At 71.9% G+C, this 15516-nt stretch carries 14 protein-coding genes; 10 read left to right on the forward strand and 4 right to left on the reverse strand.

Annotation, left to right across the window (positions count from 1 at the left end):
• Positions 1 to 8: 8 nt before the first annotated feature.
• The 6 genes from ACH4OW_RS36055 (at position 9) to ACH4OW_RS36080 (ending at position 7434) form a co-directional block, all read left to right on the forward strand.
• The gene (locus tag ACH4OW_RS36055; RefSeq protein ID WP_398032548.1) at positions 9 to 653 is read left to right on the forward strand and encodes a CGNR zinc finger domain-containing protein; all 645 of its coding nucleotides are present in this window, start codon (positions 9 to 11) and stop codon (positions 651 to 653) included.
• Between the two features lie 377 nt (positions 654 to 1030).
• Positions 1031 to 1615, forward strand: a complete 585-nt coding sequence (locus tag ACH4OW_RS36060; protein ID WP_398032551.1) for a sigma-70 family RNA polymerase sigma factor — start codon at positions 1031 to 1033, stop codon at positions 1613 to 1615.
• Positions 1615 to 2352, forward strand: coding sequence for a zf-HC2 domain-containing protein (locus ACH4OW_RS36065; RefSeq protein ID WP_360136266.1), 738 nt, complete (start codon positions 1615 to 1617; stop codon positions 2350 to 2352). Before ACH4OW_RS36060 ends, ACH4OW_RS36065 begins: the two co-directional genes overlap by 1 nt.
• Positions 2353 to 2526: 174 nt before the next feature.
• Entirely contained in the window at positions 2527 to 4950 is a 2424-nt protein-coding gene (locus ACH4OW_RS36070) for a HelD family protein (protein ID WP_398032554.1), read from the forward strand.
• 433 nt (positions 4951 to 5383) lie between these two features.
• On the forward strand, positions 5384 to 6817 hold the full coding sequence (locus tag ACH4OW_RS36075) for an NAD-dependent malic enzyme (RefSeq protein ID WP_360136262.1): 1434 nt from the start codon (positions 5384 to 5386) through the stop codon (positions 6815 to 6817).
• A gap of 335 nt (positions 6818 to 7152) precedes the next feature.
• Positions 7153 to 7434 carry an HU family DNA-binding protein gene (locus tag ACH4OW_RS36080; protein WP_004571953.1) on the forward strand — a complete coding sequence of 94 codons (282 nt, stop codon included), beginning with the start codon at positions 7153 to 7155 and terminating at the stop codon, positions 7432 to 7434.
• A 542-nt stretch (positions 7435 to 7976) separates the two neighbouring features.
• On the opposite strand, the gene murA is transcribed toward ACH4OW_RS36080, so the two are convergent.
• On the reverse strand, positions 7977 to 9323 hold the full coding sequence (gene murA, locus ACH4OW_RS36085; RefSeq protein WP_360136259.1) for a UDP-N-acetylglucosamine 1-carboxyvinyltransferase: 1347 nt from the start codon (positions 9321 to 9323) through the stop codon (positions 7977 to 7979).
• A 298-nt stretch (positions 9324 to 9621) separates the two neighbouring features.
• Here murA and ACH4OW_RS36090 point away from each other — a divergent pair, with 298 nt between their 5' ends.
• Positions 9622 to 10212 (forward strand): YqgE/AlgH family protein, encoded by a 591-nt coding sequence (locus tag ACH4OW_RS36090; RefSeq protein ID WP_398032558.1) that lies wholly within the window; start codon positions 9622 to 9624, stop codon positions 10210 to 10212.
• Positions 10213 to 10419: 207 nt separating this feature from the next.
• Here ACH4OW_RS36090 and ACH4OW_RS36095 read toward each other — a convergent pair whose 3' ends face one another.
• The 3 genes from ACH4OW_RS36095 to ACH4OW_RS36105 form a co-directional block, all read right to left on the reverse strand.
• Positions 10420 to 11334 carry a LysR family transcriptional regulator gene (locus tag ACH4OW_RS36095; protein WP_398032561.1) on the reverse strand — a complete coding sequence of 305 codons (915 nt, stop codon included), beginning with the start codon at positions 11332 to 11334 and terminating at the stop codon, positions 10420 to 10422.
• An 81-nt stretch (positions 11335 to 11415) separates the two neighbouring features.
• Positions 11416 to 11781, reverse strand: coding sequence for a hypothetical protein (locus tag ACH4OW_RS36100; RefSeq protein WP_398032564.1), 366 nt, complete (start codon positions 11779 to 11781; stop codon positions 11416 to 11418).
• Between the two features lie 14 nt (positions 11782 to 11795).
• Positions 11796 to 13049 (reverse strand): helix-turn-helix domain-containing protein, encoded by a 1254-nt coding sequence (locus ACH4OW_RS36105; protein WP_398032567.1) that lies wholly within the window; start codon positions 13047 to 13049, stop codon positions 11796 to 11798.
• Between the two features lie 349 nt (positions 13050 to 13398).
• On the opposite strand from ACH4OW_RS36105, the gene ACH4OW_RS36110 reads away from it, so the two are divergent.
• The 3 genes from ACH4OW_RS36110 (at position 13399) to ACH4OW_RS36120 (ending at position 15350) form a co-directional block, all read left to right on the forward strand.
• Positions 13399 to 13764 (forward strand): hypothetical protein, encoded by a 366-nt coding sequence (locus ACH4OW_RS36110; protein ID WP_398032570.1) that lies wholly within the window; start codon positions 13399 to 13401, stop codon positions 13762 to 13764.
• A 124-nt stretch (positions 13765 to 13888) separates the two neighbouring features.
• Positions 13889 to 15070: an MFS transporter gene (locus tag ACH4OW_RS36115; protein ID WP_398032573.1), complete on the forward strand. Its 1182-nt coding sequence runs from the start codon at positions 13889 to 13891 to the stop codon at positions 15068 to 15070.
• Positions 15057 to 15350, forward strand: a complete 294-nt coding sequence (locus tag ACH4OW_RS36120) for a DUF3039 domain-containing protein (protein WP_030184509.1) — start codon at positions 15057 to 15059, stop codon at positions 15348 to 15350. Before ACH4OW_RS36115 ends, ACH4OW_RS36120 begins: the two co-directional genes overlap by 14 nt.
• Positions 15351 to 15516 lie beyond the last annotated feature (166 nt).

Consider the following 15516-nt stretch of genomic DNA (forward strand, 5'->3'; position numbering starts at 1 on the left):
ACGGGCACATGGCGGCGCCTTTGGACCTGCGGTTCGACTGCGGGCGGATCTGCCTGGACCTGATGGCCACGACCGGCCAGGCCGCCGAACGGCTGGCCGGGCCCGAACACTTGACGGCCTGGCTGGTGGGATCGGGCGTCGTACCCGGCGGCGCCCAGCTCGGCGCCGTCGACCGCGGCTGGGTCGTACGCTTCCGGATGCTGCGCGAACTGCTGCGCCGCGTGGTCCACGACGAACTGCGCGGCCGGGCCGCCGACTCCGACCTGCGCCTGCTCAACGCGGCGGCCACCACCCCGGTGCCGCCCCTCCGCGCCGTACGCACCGAGGACGGCGCCCTGGTCAGGGCGCTCGCCGGACCGCCCGACTGCGCCGGGCTGCTGTCGGCGGTCGCGCGGGACGCCATCGGGCTGCTGACGGACGCGGCGGCGCGCGGGCAGCTGCGGCAGTGCGAAGGCGAGAGCTGCTCGCTGGTCTACCTGGATACCTCCCGCGGGCGGCGGCGGCGTTGGTGCTCCAGCGAGGTGTGCGGCAACCGGGAACGGGTGGCCCGCCACCGCAGGCGCGCCACCCGCCGGGAGGGCGCGGGCGGCGGGGACGCGATGGACGGGATGCCCGTCGCCGGCGCCGAGCCGCCGGTCATCGCCACCCGCTGAGCGCGGCGCCGCACCGGTCCGCACGGGAATTCCGCCGCGCGGAAATTGAAAGAGAAACCATGCGGATTGCCGCGCGGCGCGCCGGGGGAGCGGCCGGGCGCGCGGCGCGGAAATCCGTACCCCCGCGCACGCCCCGCCGGAAACGCCCGTACGTCCCCGCGATAACTCCCCCTCGTCCCCCGTGAATTCATCCGCCGACCGCTGAGCCGGGGCGCTCCGGACCCCGTACTGCTGGCTGAAGGGCCGTGAAACAGCCCGGAATTCGAGACGAGGGGGCCGGACATGCGCGAGCCACGCCACGGGCGGCAGGACGAGGTGAGTGACGGTGCGGACGGTGACGGCAGTGGCACCGGCGACGTACGCGGGCGGTGAGGCGGATGCGCAGCGAATGTCCGACCCGCGCTATCGACCCGGGAGTTCGCGTGCGCAAGGATGCCGTCGTGGCAGACCGTACGACGCCGGACGAGGAGCTGATGCGGGCCCTCTACGAGGAGCACGCGGGCCCGCTGCTCGCCTTCGTACTGCGCCTGGTGGCCGGCGACCGCCACCGGGCGGAGGACGTGGTCCAGGAAACCCTGCTGCGCGCCTGGCGCAACGCGGACCAGCTCCAGCGCGCGACCGGCTCCATCCGCCCCTGGCTGGTCACCGTCGCCCGGCGGATCGTCATCGACGGCCACCGCAGCCGCCAGGCCCGGCCCCAGGAGGTCGACGCCGCCCCCTTGGAATCGATGCCGGCCGCCGACGAGATCGACCGGGCGCTGCGCCTGATGACGATCTCCGAAGCGCTCGGCGACCTCAGCAAAGCCCACCGAGAGGCCCTCATAGAGACCTATTTCAAGGGACGTACGGTCAGCGAGGCGGCCGAAGTGCTGCGGATACCGGCGGGAACCGTCAGGTCCCGGGTGTTCTACGCGCTGCGCTCCCTGAAGCTCTCGCTTGAAGAACGAGGAGTGACGGCGTGATGCGGCCCACGCAGCCCGGACAGCACACCGACGCCGGCGCCTACGCGCTGGGCGTCCTGGACCCCGCCGACGCGGCACGCTTCGAGGAACACCTGGCCGACTGCGACCGGTGCGCCGCCGAACTCGAAGACCTGATGGGCCTGCAACCCCTGCTCGCCGAGGCCAAGGAGTCCGTGCCCGACCCGGAGGCGCTCACCGCGGCCCCGGGGCCCGGTGTCCTGGACGGCCTCCTGGAGGAGGTCGGCGCGGTGCGCCGCGCCCGGTACCGCAGACGCCTGTACCTGGTGGCGGCCGCCGCCGCACTGGTCGTCGGCGGTCCGGTGGCCACGTACGCGCTGACCTCCGGCGCCTCGGAGGAGTCCGCGGAACACCTGACGGGCTACGCCCGCTCCATGTACGAGCACGGCGAGAAGGCGGGCACGGTCGATCCCGTGACCAAGGTCGCCGCCAGCGTCTCCATGGAGCGCAGGCCCTGGGGGACGCACGTCGCCCTCAAGCTGGCCAACGTGAAGGGGCCGCTGACCTGCGATCTCGTGGCGGTCGGCAAGAGCGGCGCGGAGCAGACCGTGACGACCTGGGCGGTGCCGGCGGGCGGTTACGGCCTCAAGGACGGCGCCGCCAAGTGGAACCGGGAGCCCCTCTACACACACGGCGGCGCGGCCATGAACCGGTCCAGCATCGACCGCTTCGAGGTGCGCACCCTGGACGGCAGGCGGCTGGCCGCGATCAAGGTCTGACCGGCCAGGAGCCGCCCCCCTTGAAACGGAACCCCTGATTCCGCACGGTCGGCCCGCCCGTGGTGCCCGCTTTGGTCCCGCCCGGTGGTGATTTGATCCTTTGGGTCAGGTGCGCGGGGTGCCCGGTTCGCGTACGGTTGACGGCTGCCCTACGCACAGAAGAAGGGGGCCTGGGTGGCCGCGCAGAATGCCACGCACGCGCCGGACTCCGTCGACGACGCACAGCCGGACAGCACACGCGAACGCGAGATCGCGTCCGAACAGGAGCATCTCGACCGTGTCTACCAGCGTCTCGAGGAGAAGATCCACGAGGCCGAGTTCCTCGTCGACGACGCCGCCAAACGCGGCCAGGTCGGCACGCCCGGCGCCCTCGCCGAGCGGGACGCCCAGGTCTTCCAGGCCGGCGCCCACCTGAACCGGCTCAATTCCGAGTACGAGGACTTCCTCTTCGGCCGGATCGACCTGCTCCTGGGCAAGGACGGCAAGAAGGGCCCGGACGGCGCGTACACCTCCGTCGAGCCCGCCGACGGCGCGATCGCCGACGGCCGCGCCGAGATCGCCGAGACCCTGCACATCGGCCGCCTCGGCGTGCTGGACGCCGACTACAGCCCGCTCGTCATCGACTGGCGCGCACCCGCCGCCGCCCCGTTCTACCGGGCCACCCCGGTCGCGCCCGGTCGCGTCGTACGCCGCCGGGTCATCCGCTCCAAGGGCCGCCGCGTCCTCGGCGTCGAGGACGACCTGATGCGCCCGGAGATCACCGCGACGCTCGACGGCGAGGAACTGCCCGCGGTCGGCGACGGCGCGCTGATGGCCGCCCTCGGCCGGGCCCGCAGCCACACCATGCGCGACATCGTCGCCTCCATCCAGGCCGAGCAGGACATGGTCATCCGGGCCCCCGCCGCCTCCGTCACCGAGGTCGAGGGCGGCCCCGGCACCGGCAAGACCGCGGTGGCGCTGCACCGCGCCGCCTACCTCCTCTACCAGGACCGCCGCCGCTACGCGGGCGGCATCCTCATCGTCTCCCCGACGCCGCTGCTCGTCGCGTACACCGAAGGCGTCCTGCCGTCCCTCGGCGAGGAGGGCCAGGTCGCCATCCGCGCGCTGGGCTCCCTGGTGGACGGCGCGGAAGCGACCGCGTACGACTCCCCGGCGGTGTCCCGCATCAAGGGCTCCAGCCGCATGCAGAAACTGCTGCGCAAGGCGGCACGCGGGGCCCTGGAACTGACCCGGACAGCGTCGGCAGGAGCCGCGGCCGCGCCTGCCGGAGGCCAGCTCGCCTTCGGCGAGGACGACGACGAGCCGGCAGCGGCCCCCGCAGGCCCGCCGGACCGGCTGCGCGTCGTCGTCTTCGGCGCCCGTATCGAACTGGACGCACGCGACCTGCACCGCATCCGGCAGTCCGCCCTCGGCGGCACCGCCCCGGTCAACCTGCTGCGCCCGCGCGCCCGCCGCCTCGTCCTCGACGCCCTGTGGTCCAGGTCCGGCGCGTCCAAGCGCTACACCGACCCCGAGCTGGCCGCCGAGGCGCGCCAGGCATTCGACGAGGACATCACCACCGAGCCGGACTTCCAGGACTTCCTGGACGCCTGGTGGCCGGAGCTGACCCCGCGCGGGGTGCTGGCCGCCATGGCCGACGAGCGCCGGCTGGGCCGCTGGGCGCGCCGGGTGCTCAACCAGCGCGAGGTACGCCAGCTGGCCCGCTCGCTGGGCCGTCTGGACGACAAGGGGCAGGGGCCGCTGTCGGTCCACGACGTGGCGCTGCTGGACGAACTCCAGCTGATTCTCGGCGCGCCGCCCCGGCCCGCCAAGCCCCGCGACGCCGACCCGCTGGACCAGCTCACCGGTCTGGAGGAGCTGAGCACCTACGCGGAGCGTATGTCCGGCGGCGGCCGCGGCAGACGCGAGCGGCTGGAGGAGGAGCGTACGGACTACGCCCACGTCATCGTCGACGAGGCGCAGGACCTGACGCCCATGCAGTGGCGGATGGTCGGCCGCAGGGGCCGGCACGCGACCTGGACGGTCGTCGGCGACCCGGCGCAGTCCTCCTGGTCCGACCCGGACGAGGCGGCCGTCGCCCGCGACGAGGCGCTGGGCACCCGCCCGCGCCGCCGCTTCACCCTCACCGTCAACTACCGCAACCCGGCGGAGATCGCCGAGCTGGCCGCCCGGGTGCTGGCCCTGGCGATGCCGGGCATGGAGGCGCCGGCGGCGGTCCGCTCCACGGGCCTGACGCCGCGTTTCGTGGTGGCGGACAAGGGCGACCTGGCCGCGTCCGTACGGGACGCGGCCCGGCGGCTGCTGGACGAGGTGGACGGCACGGTCGGCGTCGTGGTGGCGATGAACCGGCGTGCGGAGGCCCGCCGCTGGCTGGCCGGGCTGGGCGACCGGGTCGTGGCGCTGGGCTCGCTGGAGGCCAAGGGGCTGGAGTACGACGCGACGCTGGTGGTCTCGCCCGCCGAGATCGCGGACGAGTCCCCGGCCGGGCTGCGGGTGCTGTACGTGGCGCTGACCCGGGCCACCCAGCAGCTGACCGTGCTGTCCGGCGCGCGGGACGAGCCGGACGCGCAGGGGGTTCCGGACCTGCTCAGGGACTGAGGCGGGGGCGTTCCCGTACGGCCGGGAAAGAAGACCGCGGGACGGGATTCGCTTCGAGGGATGGTTTGTTAGCCTTGGTGGTGGCACCGGCCCGATCCAAGCCCCCGGGCCCAACCATAGTCGCTACGAGCGACCACTTGCCGCGAGGCGAGCATGGCGGGTCGGTGTCACTGAACCACAGCGGCGGGCGCCTTCCGAGGACATTCGGGAGGCGCCCGCCGTCGTTCGTGCGCCGTTCACGCGCCCTTGACGCCGGGTCTTCCGCCAGGCCCCTGATTTCTCGTATGGTGGAAGAGTCTTTCCGGAAAGCGTGGCTGGTTACCGTGTACCGGCTGGTAGGTGGGACGATCGGACCTCGCTCTCCGGCCCGGTCCCGCCGCGGACCCCGGAGCGGCGCGCAGAGAGAAACAAGGGAAAGCAGAGGAAGTCGGCCATGGCAACGGCGCCTAGCGTCTCGTATTCGATGACGGTGCGGCTGGAGGTTCCCGCGAGCGGTACGGCGGTCAGCCAGCTCACCACGGCCGTGGAGTCCTCCGGCGGCTCCGTCACCGGCCTCGATGTGACCGCCTCCGGCCACGAAAAGCTCCGCATCGACGTCACCATCGCCGCGACCTCCACCGCGCACGCGGACGAGATCGTCGAAAAGCTCCGCGGCATCGAGGGCGTCTCGCTCGGCAAGGTCTCCGACCGTACGTTCCTGATGCACCTCGGCGGCAAGATCGAGATGCAGTCCAAGCACCCCATCCGCAGCCGCGACGACCTGTCGATGGTCTACACCCCCGGCGTCGCCCGGGTCTGCCAGGCCATCGCCAACAACCCCGAGGACGCCCGGCGCCTGACCATCAAGCGCAACAGCGTCGCGGTCGTCACCGACGGCTCCGCCGTGCTGGGCCTGGGCAACATCGGCCCCAAGGCCGCACTGCCCGTCATGGAGGGCAAGGCGGCCCTCTTCAAGCGCTTCGCCGGCATCGACGCCTGGCCGCTGTGCCTGGACACCCAGGACACCGACGCCATCGTGGAGATCGTCAAGGCCATCGCCCCCGGCTTCGCCGGCATCAACCTGGAGGACATCTCCGCGCCGCGCTGCTTCGAGATCGAGGCCCGGCTGCGCGAGGCCCTGGACATCCCCGTCTTCCACGACGACCAGCACGGTACCGCCATCGTGGTGCTCGCCGCGCTGACCAACGCGCTGCGCGTGGTCGGCAAGAAGACCGAGGACGTACGGGTCGTGATGTCGGGCGCCGGCGCCGCCGGCACGGCGATCCTGAAACTGCTGATCGCGGCCGGCGTCCGGCACGCGGTCGTCGCCGACATCCACGGCGTGGTGCACGCCGGCCGCAAGGACCTCGTCGACGCCGACCCCGACTCGCCGCTGCGCTGGATCGCCGACAACACCAACCCGGAGGGCGAGACCGGCACCCTCAAGGAGGCCATCGTCGGCGCCGACGTGTTCATCGGCGTCTCCGCGCCCAACGTCCTGGACGGCGACGACGTGGCGAAGATGGCCAAGGGTGCGATCGTGTTCGCACTCGCCAACCCCGACCCCGAGGTGGACCCCGCCGTCGCGCGGCAGACCGCCTCCGTCGTGGCCACCGGCCGCTCCGACTTCCCGAACCAGATCAACAACGTGCTGGTCTTCCCCGGCGTCTTCCGCGGCCTGCTGGACGCCCAGTCCCGTACGGTGAACACGGAAATGATGCTGGCCGCCGCCGGCGCGCTCGCGGACGTCGTCCTGGACGACGAGCGCAACGCGAACTACATCATCCCCAGCGTCTTCAACGAGAAGGTCGCGGGCGCGGTGGCCGGTGCGGTGAAGGAAGCCGCGAAGGCCGCGGGGGAGGCTGTGACGGCCGCCACCACGGCCTGAAGCCCGGCGCGTCGCGTGCCGCCGGGCCCTCGGGGCCCCCATAGGGTGGCGGGCAGCAAACGACCGCCGCCCTGCGGGGCCGGCCCGGAGAGGCACGGTGCGGGACGTCACCACTACGAGGCAGTGGCGCTTTCCGTGTGACCCTCCTGGGTGCCGGATTGGCTTTACCGCCGCAGGTGGGGGCAGGATGCTCCCCCGAGGACTCCGTCCAGGGGGCACCCCCAGGGCGCGAAAGGATCTGAAGGCAGACCCGGGTCCGGGAACTGTCCGAGGGCCCTGGCAGCATCGGCTTCGATCTCACGCCTCATTGGCAAGAAGAACACGGGAGTACAAACATGAACCGCAGTGAGCTGGTGGCCGCTCTGGCCGACCGCGCCGAGGTGACCCGCAAGGACGCCGACGCCGTTCTGGCCGCGCTCGCCGAGACCGTCGGCGAGGTCGTCGCCAAGGGCGACGAGAAGGTCACCATCCCCGGCTTCCTGACCTTCGAGCGCACCCACCGTGCCGCTCGCACCGCGCGCAACCCGCAGACCGGCGACCCGATCCAGATCCCGGCCGGCTACAGCGTGAAGGTCTCCGCGGGCTCCAAGCTCAAGGAAGCCGCCAAGGGCAAGTAAGCCACCGGGGGCCCGACGGTCCCGGTAAAAAGGCGTGAGAGCGGCCGCCCCCCTCGGGGGGCGGCCGCTCTTTTGCGCGTCCGGAGCCCGGAAAGGGGCCCAGGAGGCCCGATGGTGGGGCCCGTGGGACTCTTGTGGCTTCTGTTGCTCCTGTTGCTCTACAGGGGCGTAGAGGCCGTTCAGGGCTTACGGGGGCTGGAGGGCACGTAAGGGCCGGGCCGTATGGCCGTATGGCCGTATGGCCGTGTGGGGGAGAAGCGCGCGCGGAAGGGCCGTACTCGCCCCCGCCCCTCTCCTCCACCTCGCCTCCCGCCTCCGCCTCGCCAGCCGTCTCGTCCTCGTCGCACCCGCAACGCGCGGGGGCCCGGGTGGCTGGCGGAACCCAACCAGCCGACCCGCGTTTCACCGTTCACGGCGGCAAACAAAGCGCGAACCGACGCCTCCCGTGGACGCGGGACGGACGCACGGCAAGGGGGGCGGTCACCCACCCGGGTGACCGCCCCCTGCTGTACGTGTGCGGCGCCTGACGCGCGCCGCGCCGGTCAGGCGCTCAGAGCGCCGTTCGGCAGCTCCACGTGCGCCCCCAGGCTCACGAGCTTCTCCATGAAGTTCTCGTAGCCCCGGTTGATCAGGTCGATGCCGTGCACGCGCGAGGTGCCCTGCGCCGCCAGCGCGGCGATCAGGTACGAGAAGCCGCCGCGCAGGTCGGGGATGACCAGGTCGGCGCCCTGCAGCTTGGTCGGCCCCGACACCACCGCCGAGTGCAGGAAGTTGCGCTGCCCGAAGCGGCAGGCGCTGCCGCCCAGGCACTCGCGGTACAGCTGGATGTGCGCGCCCATCTGGTTGAGCGCCGAGGTGAAGCCGAGCCGGGACTCGTACACCGTCTCGTGGACGATGGACAGGCCGGACGCCTGCGTCAGGGCGACGACCAGCGGCTGCTGCCAGTCGGTCTGGAAACCGGGGTGCACGTCGGTCTCCAGGGCGATCGCGTCCAGCGAGCCGCCCGGGTGCCAGAAGCGGATGCCCTCGTCGTCGATCTCGAAGGCGCCACCGACCTTGCGGTAGGTGTTCAGGAAGGTCATCATCGAGCGCTGCTGCGCGCCGCGCACGTAGATGTTGCCCTCGGTGGCCAGCGCCGCCGACGCCCAGGAGGCCGCCTCCAGGCGGTCCGGGAGGGCGCGGTGGTTGTAGCCGCCCAGCTTGTCGACACCGGTGATCCGGATGGTCCGGTCGGTGTCCATGGAGATGATCGCGCCCATCTTCTGCAGTACGCAGATCAGGTCCTCGATCTCCGGCTCCACGGCCGCGTTCGACAGCTCGGTGACGCCCTCCGCCAGTACGGCGGTCAGCAGCACCTGCTCGGTCGAGCCGACGGACGGGTACGGCAGCCGGATCTTGCAGCCGCGCAGCCGCTGCGGGGCCTCCAGGTACTGGCCGTCCGCCCGCTTCTCGATGGTCGCGCCGAACTGGCGCAGCACGTCGAAGTGGAAGTCGACCGGCCGGCCGCCGATGTCACAGCCGCCCAGGCCCGGGATGAAGGCGTGGCCGAGGCGGTGCAGCAGCGGGCCGCAGAACAGGATCGGGATGCGCGAGGACCCGGCGTGGGCGTCGATGTCGGCGACATTGGCGCTCTCCACGTGCGACGGGTCGAGGATGAGCTCGCCCGCTTCGTCGCCCGGGCGCACCGTGACGCCGTGCAGTTGCAGCAGGCCGCGTACGACGCGTACGTCGCGGATGTCGGGCACATTGCGCAGTCTGCTCGGGCTGCTGCCGAGCAGCGCGGCGACCATGGCCTTGGGCACGAGGTTCTTCGCGCCGCGAACCCGGATCTCGCCCTCCAGCGGGGTGCCGCCGTGGACAAGCAGTACGTCGTCGGTAGAGACGGTCATGGATCTCGCGTTCCTGGAGACGGACAGGGGGCCAAGGGGAAATGGTAAGGGCGATGGAGGGGTTGCCCGTATGCCGGAGCGGCCCAGGGGCGTGTAATGGCTTTGTCACAACACCCTCAGCAACGGTCCGCCTTTGTTCTGTAATGGACATTTGGTACGAGTCGGCGGGATATGCCCCGCTGTGTCGGCCGGGCCGCGCGTCCGTGCGCCGGGCCTGCCGTCGTACGCCCTGCGCTGCTCTCGTCCGGGTCCCGCTGTTGACTCCCCGCCACGGCCCGAAGTGCGGGATCATGTCCCCATGACCGAGGTGTCCTCGCTCACCGGCCGGCTGCTCGTCGCCACACCGGCGCTCGCCGACCCGAACTTCGACCGTGCGGTGGTGCTCCTCCTCGATCACGACGAGGAGGGCTCCCTCGGCGTGGTCCTCAACCGCCCGACGCCCGTGGGCGTCGGCGACATCCTCGAACCGTGGGCGTCCCTGGCCGGCGAGCCCGGCGTGGTCTTCCAGGGCGGCCCGGTCTCGCTGGACTCGGCGCTCGGCGTGGCCGTGGTGCCGGGCGGCCCGGAGACGCCGGAAAGCGCGCTGGTCGGCGACGGCCCGCTGGGCTGGCGCCGCGTCCACGGCGCGATCGGCCTGGTGGACCTGGAAGCGCCCCCGGAACTGCTGTCCACGGTGCTCGGCAGCCTGCGGATCTTCGCCGGGTACGCGGGGTGGGGCCCCGGCCAGTTGGAGGAGGAACTGGTCGAAGGCGCGTGGTACGTCGTCGAATCGGAACCGGGCGACGTGTCGTCCCCCGACCCCGAACAACTCTGGCGCGCGGTCCTCCGACGCCAGCGCAACGAACTGGCGATGGTGGCCACCTACCCGGACGACCCGTCACTGAACTGAACAGCCAACGCCGTCCGAACCGAACCGTGGTTCCGGCCGACGTCCCTTGGGTAAACCCCCACCGGGGGGACGAGGGTGTTCGACCGCCCTGGAGGGGGCCACCCGCGGCCCCGGGGACGGCCCCGGACGCGTCTCCCGCGCCGACTCCGTCCCCGCGCCGGACGCGGCCCCGGCCCCGGTCCCGCCCCGCGGCTTCGACCCCACCCCTCACCCCGTCCTCACGGCCCCCATCTCGAAGAAGCGTTCCGCCAAGGGGTGGGCGCCGCGGATCGGCAGGGCCAGGTGGACGGTGACGGGTGGGGCGTTCTTGAGGCGTACGAAGCGGATGCCCGGGTGGGTGTGCCGCGCGGCCACTTCCTGTGGCGCCACCCCCACCCCGTGCCCGGCGGCCACCGCCTCCAGCCATTCGTCGAAGTTGTCCGCCGTGCAGGCGAGGCGCGGGCGCCTGTCCGCGGGCCACAGTTCGGGGCGGGTGCTGCCGGTGACCGTGTTCACCACCAGCGGGTGGTCCGCCAGCTCGGCCCAGTCCAGGACGCGGCGGCGCGCCAGGGTGCCGGCCGCGCCGAGGCGGCCGACGGCGGCGACCCGCGGTTCGTGCAGGAGCACCCGGGTGCGGACGCCGGCGTCCGGCGGGGCGTCGCCGCGCAGTACGGCGACGTCCGACTCGCCGGTGTCCAGCCCGGCCAGCGGTGTGTCACGGCGCACCAGCCGCACCCCCGCGCCGGTCGCCGCCTCGAACGCCGCGTTGCGTTCGGCGCAGGCGGCGGGCAGCAGGGAAGTGAAGCCGAGCCGCAGGACCGGTTGGCTGCCGGGGGCGCGCAGGGCCGTGGCCAGGCGGGGGAGCAGAGGCGCCAGTTCGGTGTAGAGCCGTCGGCCGTCGGCGGTCAGCTCGACACGCCGGGTGGTGCGGTCCAGCAGCCGGGTGGCGAGGGTTTCCTCCAGGGCCCGTACGGTCCGGGTGAGTGCGGGCTGTCCGACGCGGAGCCGGTCGGCGGCGTGCGTAAAGCTGCGTTCCTCGGCAACGGCCAGGAAGGCCCGCAGATGCCGCAGCTCAACCCCGTCGAGCCCGTCCACACCCCGCGGCCCGCCGGCCGGGGAGCCCGTACTCGGTGTCTCGTCCATGACCTGGTGCCACCCTCTGCTGGAACGGTTCGCACTTGCGTGCGCAATTGCCTGGACGGCCGCCGGCGCGTTTCCCGGCGGTCAGCTCAGCGTCTTCTCGATGGCTTCAAAGATGTCCGCGTCGGTTTCCCGCTGCCAGGACGGAAGGTCGGGCCAGTCGGCCACGTAGCCGGGGCTGGGGTCTTCGAAGTGCTTGAACATCTGCGCGGTCCAGCATGTCGCAACGAATCGGCTCTTCTGTTCGCGGGACAGCCTCAGAGTGTGACCACCGCTGATTTCGACGAACTGGCGAATCTGGTCGTAAACGGCTCCCGCGGCGTCGCGTTCCCACTGTGGAGTGTCGTCCCACGGAGTGACGTAACCGGCCTTGGGCTCCCCGGGAAAGTGCTGGCGGACTCCCGCGATCCAGGTTTCGCGGAACAGTCGTGCGCCTTTGGTCTGCGACATGCCAACCCCTCTGGTCACGGTGCGCTCAGCATGGTGATGTCGGCCCCGAGCTCCGCCACGCGGTGGTCGCGGCGCAAGGGGCCGAACTCGTCGCACAGGGCTCGGAGTCTACGGGCGATGTAACCGGACGATGAGGCTCGGGCCAGGACGACGGCTTCCCGGCCGTACGTGACGATTTGTTCGGCGTCCTGGCGTTTCGCACCGATGACCGCCAGACCTGTCAGCACTGCTCCTCTGCGCCGGTACGACTGCCCGGCGGCCAGAGCCGTCCGTCCCAGCGCCCCCTGCAAAGTCTCCTCTGCCGAGTCGAGGCGGCCGAGCTGCACGTAGCGCGCTCCCCGCTCTTCCTCCAGGCGGGTGCCGTCGAAGCGAAGCCAACCGCCGTTGGCGCCGTCCCCGGCGAGGCTCCGGACGGTTTCGGCCCGGTCCATCGCGCGTTCGCAGGCGTCCAGGTCGCCGAGACCGGCGTACGCCTCGGCCTGGACCGATGCGACCCAATGGCGGGTGGAGAGATTGTTGTCGCCTTTGTCGGCGAGTCCCCCGGCCGCGCCGAGCAGCTGTGCCGCTTGGTGGTGACGCTGCTCGGACATCTCCACATAGGCGTGGCGTACGAGGGCGCAGGCCCACAGGTCGTAGGCTCCGGCGTCCTTGCCGGCCGACGCTGCGAGCGCATACGAGGAGACGGCGTCGGAGTACCGGTTTCCGTCGAACGCCACTTCGCCGGCCAATTGGAAGAGGTCGGCGGCCGCGCTCAACAGTGGGCGGGTGCCGCCACGGTTTCCCGAAAGGGCCTCGTTGAGCGTCACCAGTTGGGCGCGAATGACGGGGTAGATCGAATTCTTGGGGCGAGCCAGTTGATAGACCCGCCAGAGATGGCTGTTCATGCTGGCGTAGTCGGCGGCTGTTCCTCGGCGGACAGCTTCCGTGAAGGCTTCCGCTTCCTCGACCGGCAGTGCGGTGAGGGCGCCGCTCACGGACAGAATGCGGAGGAATTCACGGCGGATCATTTCGTCGGCTTCTCTCGCGTCCTGAGGGGTGCCGGGCTGAGGTCCGGCGGTTTCCTGGCTATTCACTCCCGGAAGTGACAGGAGGACGTCCAGCTCTGGGAGACTGATTCCCAGAGCGATTGCCAAGCCTCGTCGCTGGGGCGGTTGGGGAGCGGTTTTTCCGCTTTCCCAGCGGCAGACCGTCGTGCGGTCCACGCCGAGCATCCGGGCCAATTCCTCCTGGCTGTGGCCCAAGGTCCTGCGCCTTTTCGCGAGTCCCATGAAGCTCCTCCTTGCGGTTCGGGCTTCGTCGGCGTCCGTGCACGGATCTGCGTCAAGGCTGCCGCACCGATGCCGTGGAGTCCCTCGACTCCGTCGTATTCACTCGGAGTTGCCGCATCCGATGCGGCCAGGGCCGACGAAAGGATCTGCTCATGGCAACGCAGAATGCTGCTGGAGGGCACGAGCGGGAAGCGGCTTCGCAGGCGCCTGACGCGGGTGCCGGACAGCGAGTGCTGATGACGCTGCGCGTGTCCCGGGACTCCGGGCGTACGTGGGGGAGGGTGGCTGCGGTCCGTGAGGGTGACCCGGTGGTACTCCTGGCGAGCCCGCAGGGCTATCCGACGTGCGAGTGCCGACGCTGCACCGACCGTCGTACGGTACCCGCGCGCTCGCTCCGACCGGCGCCGTGATGCGCTGCGCGAGCTGGCGCCGCCTGCCGTATGCCCAGGTCATGGCAGCACAGAACCGAGTCCCTACCGGCCATGTGGACGCTTCTGTCCAGTGCCTCCTGTTCGATGGCCACGAAGGGCAGCATTTCGGCCTTGTCGACTCCCTGGAATACGGGCCGGCCCTGTGGGCCCGCTGGCTGGAGGCCAGTGCGGAACTGGTGGAACTGCCGGACTGCGCCGAGACCGGGCCGCCACCCGATCCGGCGGGGTGCTGTCTGTTCACGGGCCACGCCGAGCGGCACACCTGGGAAGCGTCCTGTTGGTGAAGGGGCCAGCCCCCCACTCATTCCCCCCGCGCATAAATCCCCCCTCCCCGGCATTTCCCTTGCCATTCGGAGACTCCCTACGTTTCCCCGGTCGGTGGGAAGCGGGAGACAGGGGAGTGACGGCGTGCGCAAGGTTTGGTTGTTGGTGGTGGGGGCGTTTGCCCTGGGGCTGGATGCGTATGTGATGGCGGGGTTGTTGCCGGTCGTCGCGGGGGACATCGGTACGACGGTGTCGCTGGTGGGGCAGATGGTGACGGTCTTCACGCTGGCGTACGCGGTTTCCGCGCCGCTGGTCGCGGGGCTGCTGGCGGGGGTGCGGCCGCGGGTTCTCATCCTGGCGGCGCTCGCGGTCTTCACCGTGGGCAATGCCGCGACCGCGCTGGCCCCGGCGCTCGGCGCGCTGCTCGCCGCCCGGGTCGTCGCGGGTGCGGGTGCGGGGGTCTACGCGGCGCTGTCCACGGCTGCCGCCTCGGCGCTGGTGCCGGCCGAGCGGCGGGGGCGGGCGTTGGGGCTGGTCATGGGCGGGATGAGTACGGGCACGGTGCTCGGCGTGCCGGTGGGGGTGCTGCTGGCCGGGCATGCGGGGTGGCGGTCGACGATGTGGCTGGTGACGGGGCTGGGGGCGCTGGCGCTGGCGGGGATGGCGGTGTGGTTGCCCGCGGTGCCGGCCGAGCCGCCGGTGCCGGTGCGGGCCCGGCTGGCCGCCGTCGCGGACCGCGAGGTGGCGCCGGTGGTCGGCGTCTCGTTCCTGGCCGCTGTGGCGAGTCTGGGGCTTTATACGTATCTGGCGCCGGTGCTGGCGTCGGCGGGTGGGGTCGAAGAGGTCGCGCCGTATTTGTGGGCGTGGGGGATCGGCGGCGTGCTGGGGAGCCTGGTGGCCGGGCCGCTGGTGGACCGTACGGGGAGGGTGGTGGCCCTGGTGGGCGGGGTGCTGGTGACCGTCGCCGCGGCCCAGGCGCTGTTGCCGCTGCTGGCGTCCGCCGCGCTGCCCGGCGCGGCGGTGGCGCTGGTGGTGTGGGGCGCGGCGGGCTGGGCGCTCCAAGTTCCGCAGCAGCACCGGCTGCTCGCCCTGCGTGACGACCGCGGCACGGTCGCCCTCGCGCTGAACAACTCGGCTCTCTACCTGGGCAGTGCCGTCGGCTCGGCGCTGGGCGGGCTGGCTCTCGCGGCGGGCGTCGCGGCGTACGCGCTGCCCTGGGCGGCGGCCGGTGTCGCGGCCCTGGGACTCGCCCTTCACCTGTGGGCGGGCCGCCGCTCCCGGCATGCCGCGCGCGTCGGTACCCTTGGCGGTTATGAGCACTCTTGAGCCCGAGCGCGGGGCAGGTACGGGGACCCTCGTAGAGCCGACGCCGCAGACGTCGCACGGCGACGGCGACCACGAGCGCTACGCCCACTATGTCCAGAAGGACAAGATCATGGCGAGCGCGCTCGACGGGACCCCCGTCGTCGCTCTCTGCGGCAAGGTGTGGGTACCGGGCCGTGACCCGAAGAAGTACCCGGTCTGCCCGATGTGCAAGGAGATCTACGAGTCCATGGGCGCCGGCGGCGACAAGGACAAGGGCGGCAAGGACGGCGGCAAGAAGTAGTTCCGTCCGGGGCCGGCGCGCCGTCGCCCGGCCCCTCCTGCCCTGCGCGTGCCCGGCCCGTTCCCGTACGAGGAGCGGGCCGGACGCGTTGTGCGCGCCTGGCGGCGTGAAGAACCTGGTGAAGGTGAAGGAGAAGAGGCCCAGTCCCGTGGGGGACCGGGCCTCT

The sequence above is a fragment of the Streptomyces sp. NPDC017056 genome, assembly GCF_044332485.1.
Classification (GTDB): domain Bacteria; phylum Actinomycetota; class Actinomycetes; order Streptomycetales; family Streptomycetaceae; genus Streptomyces.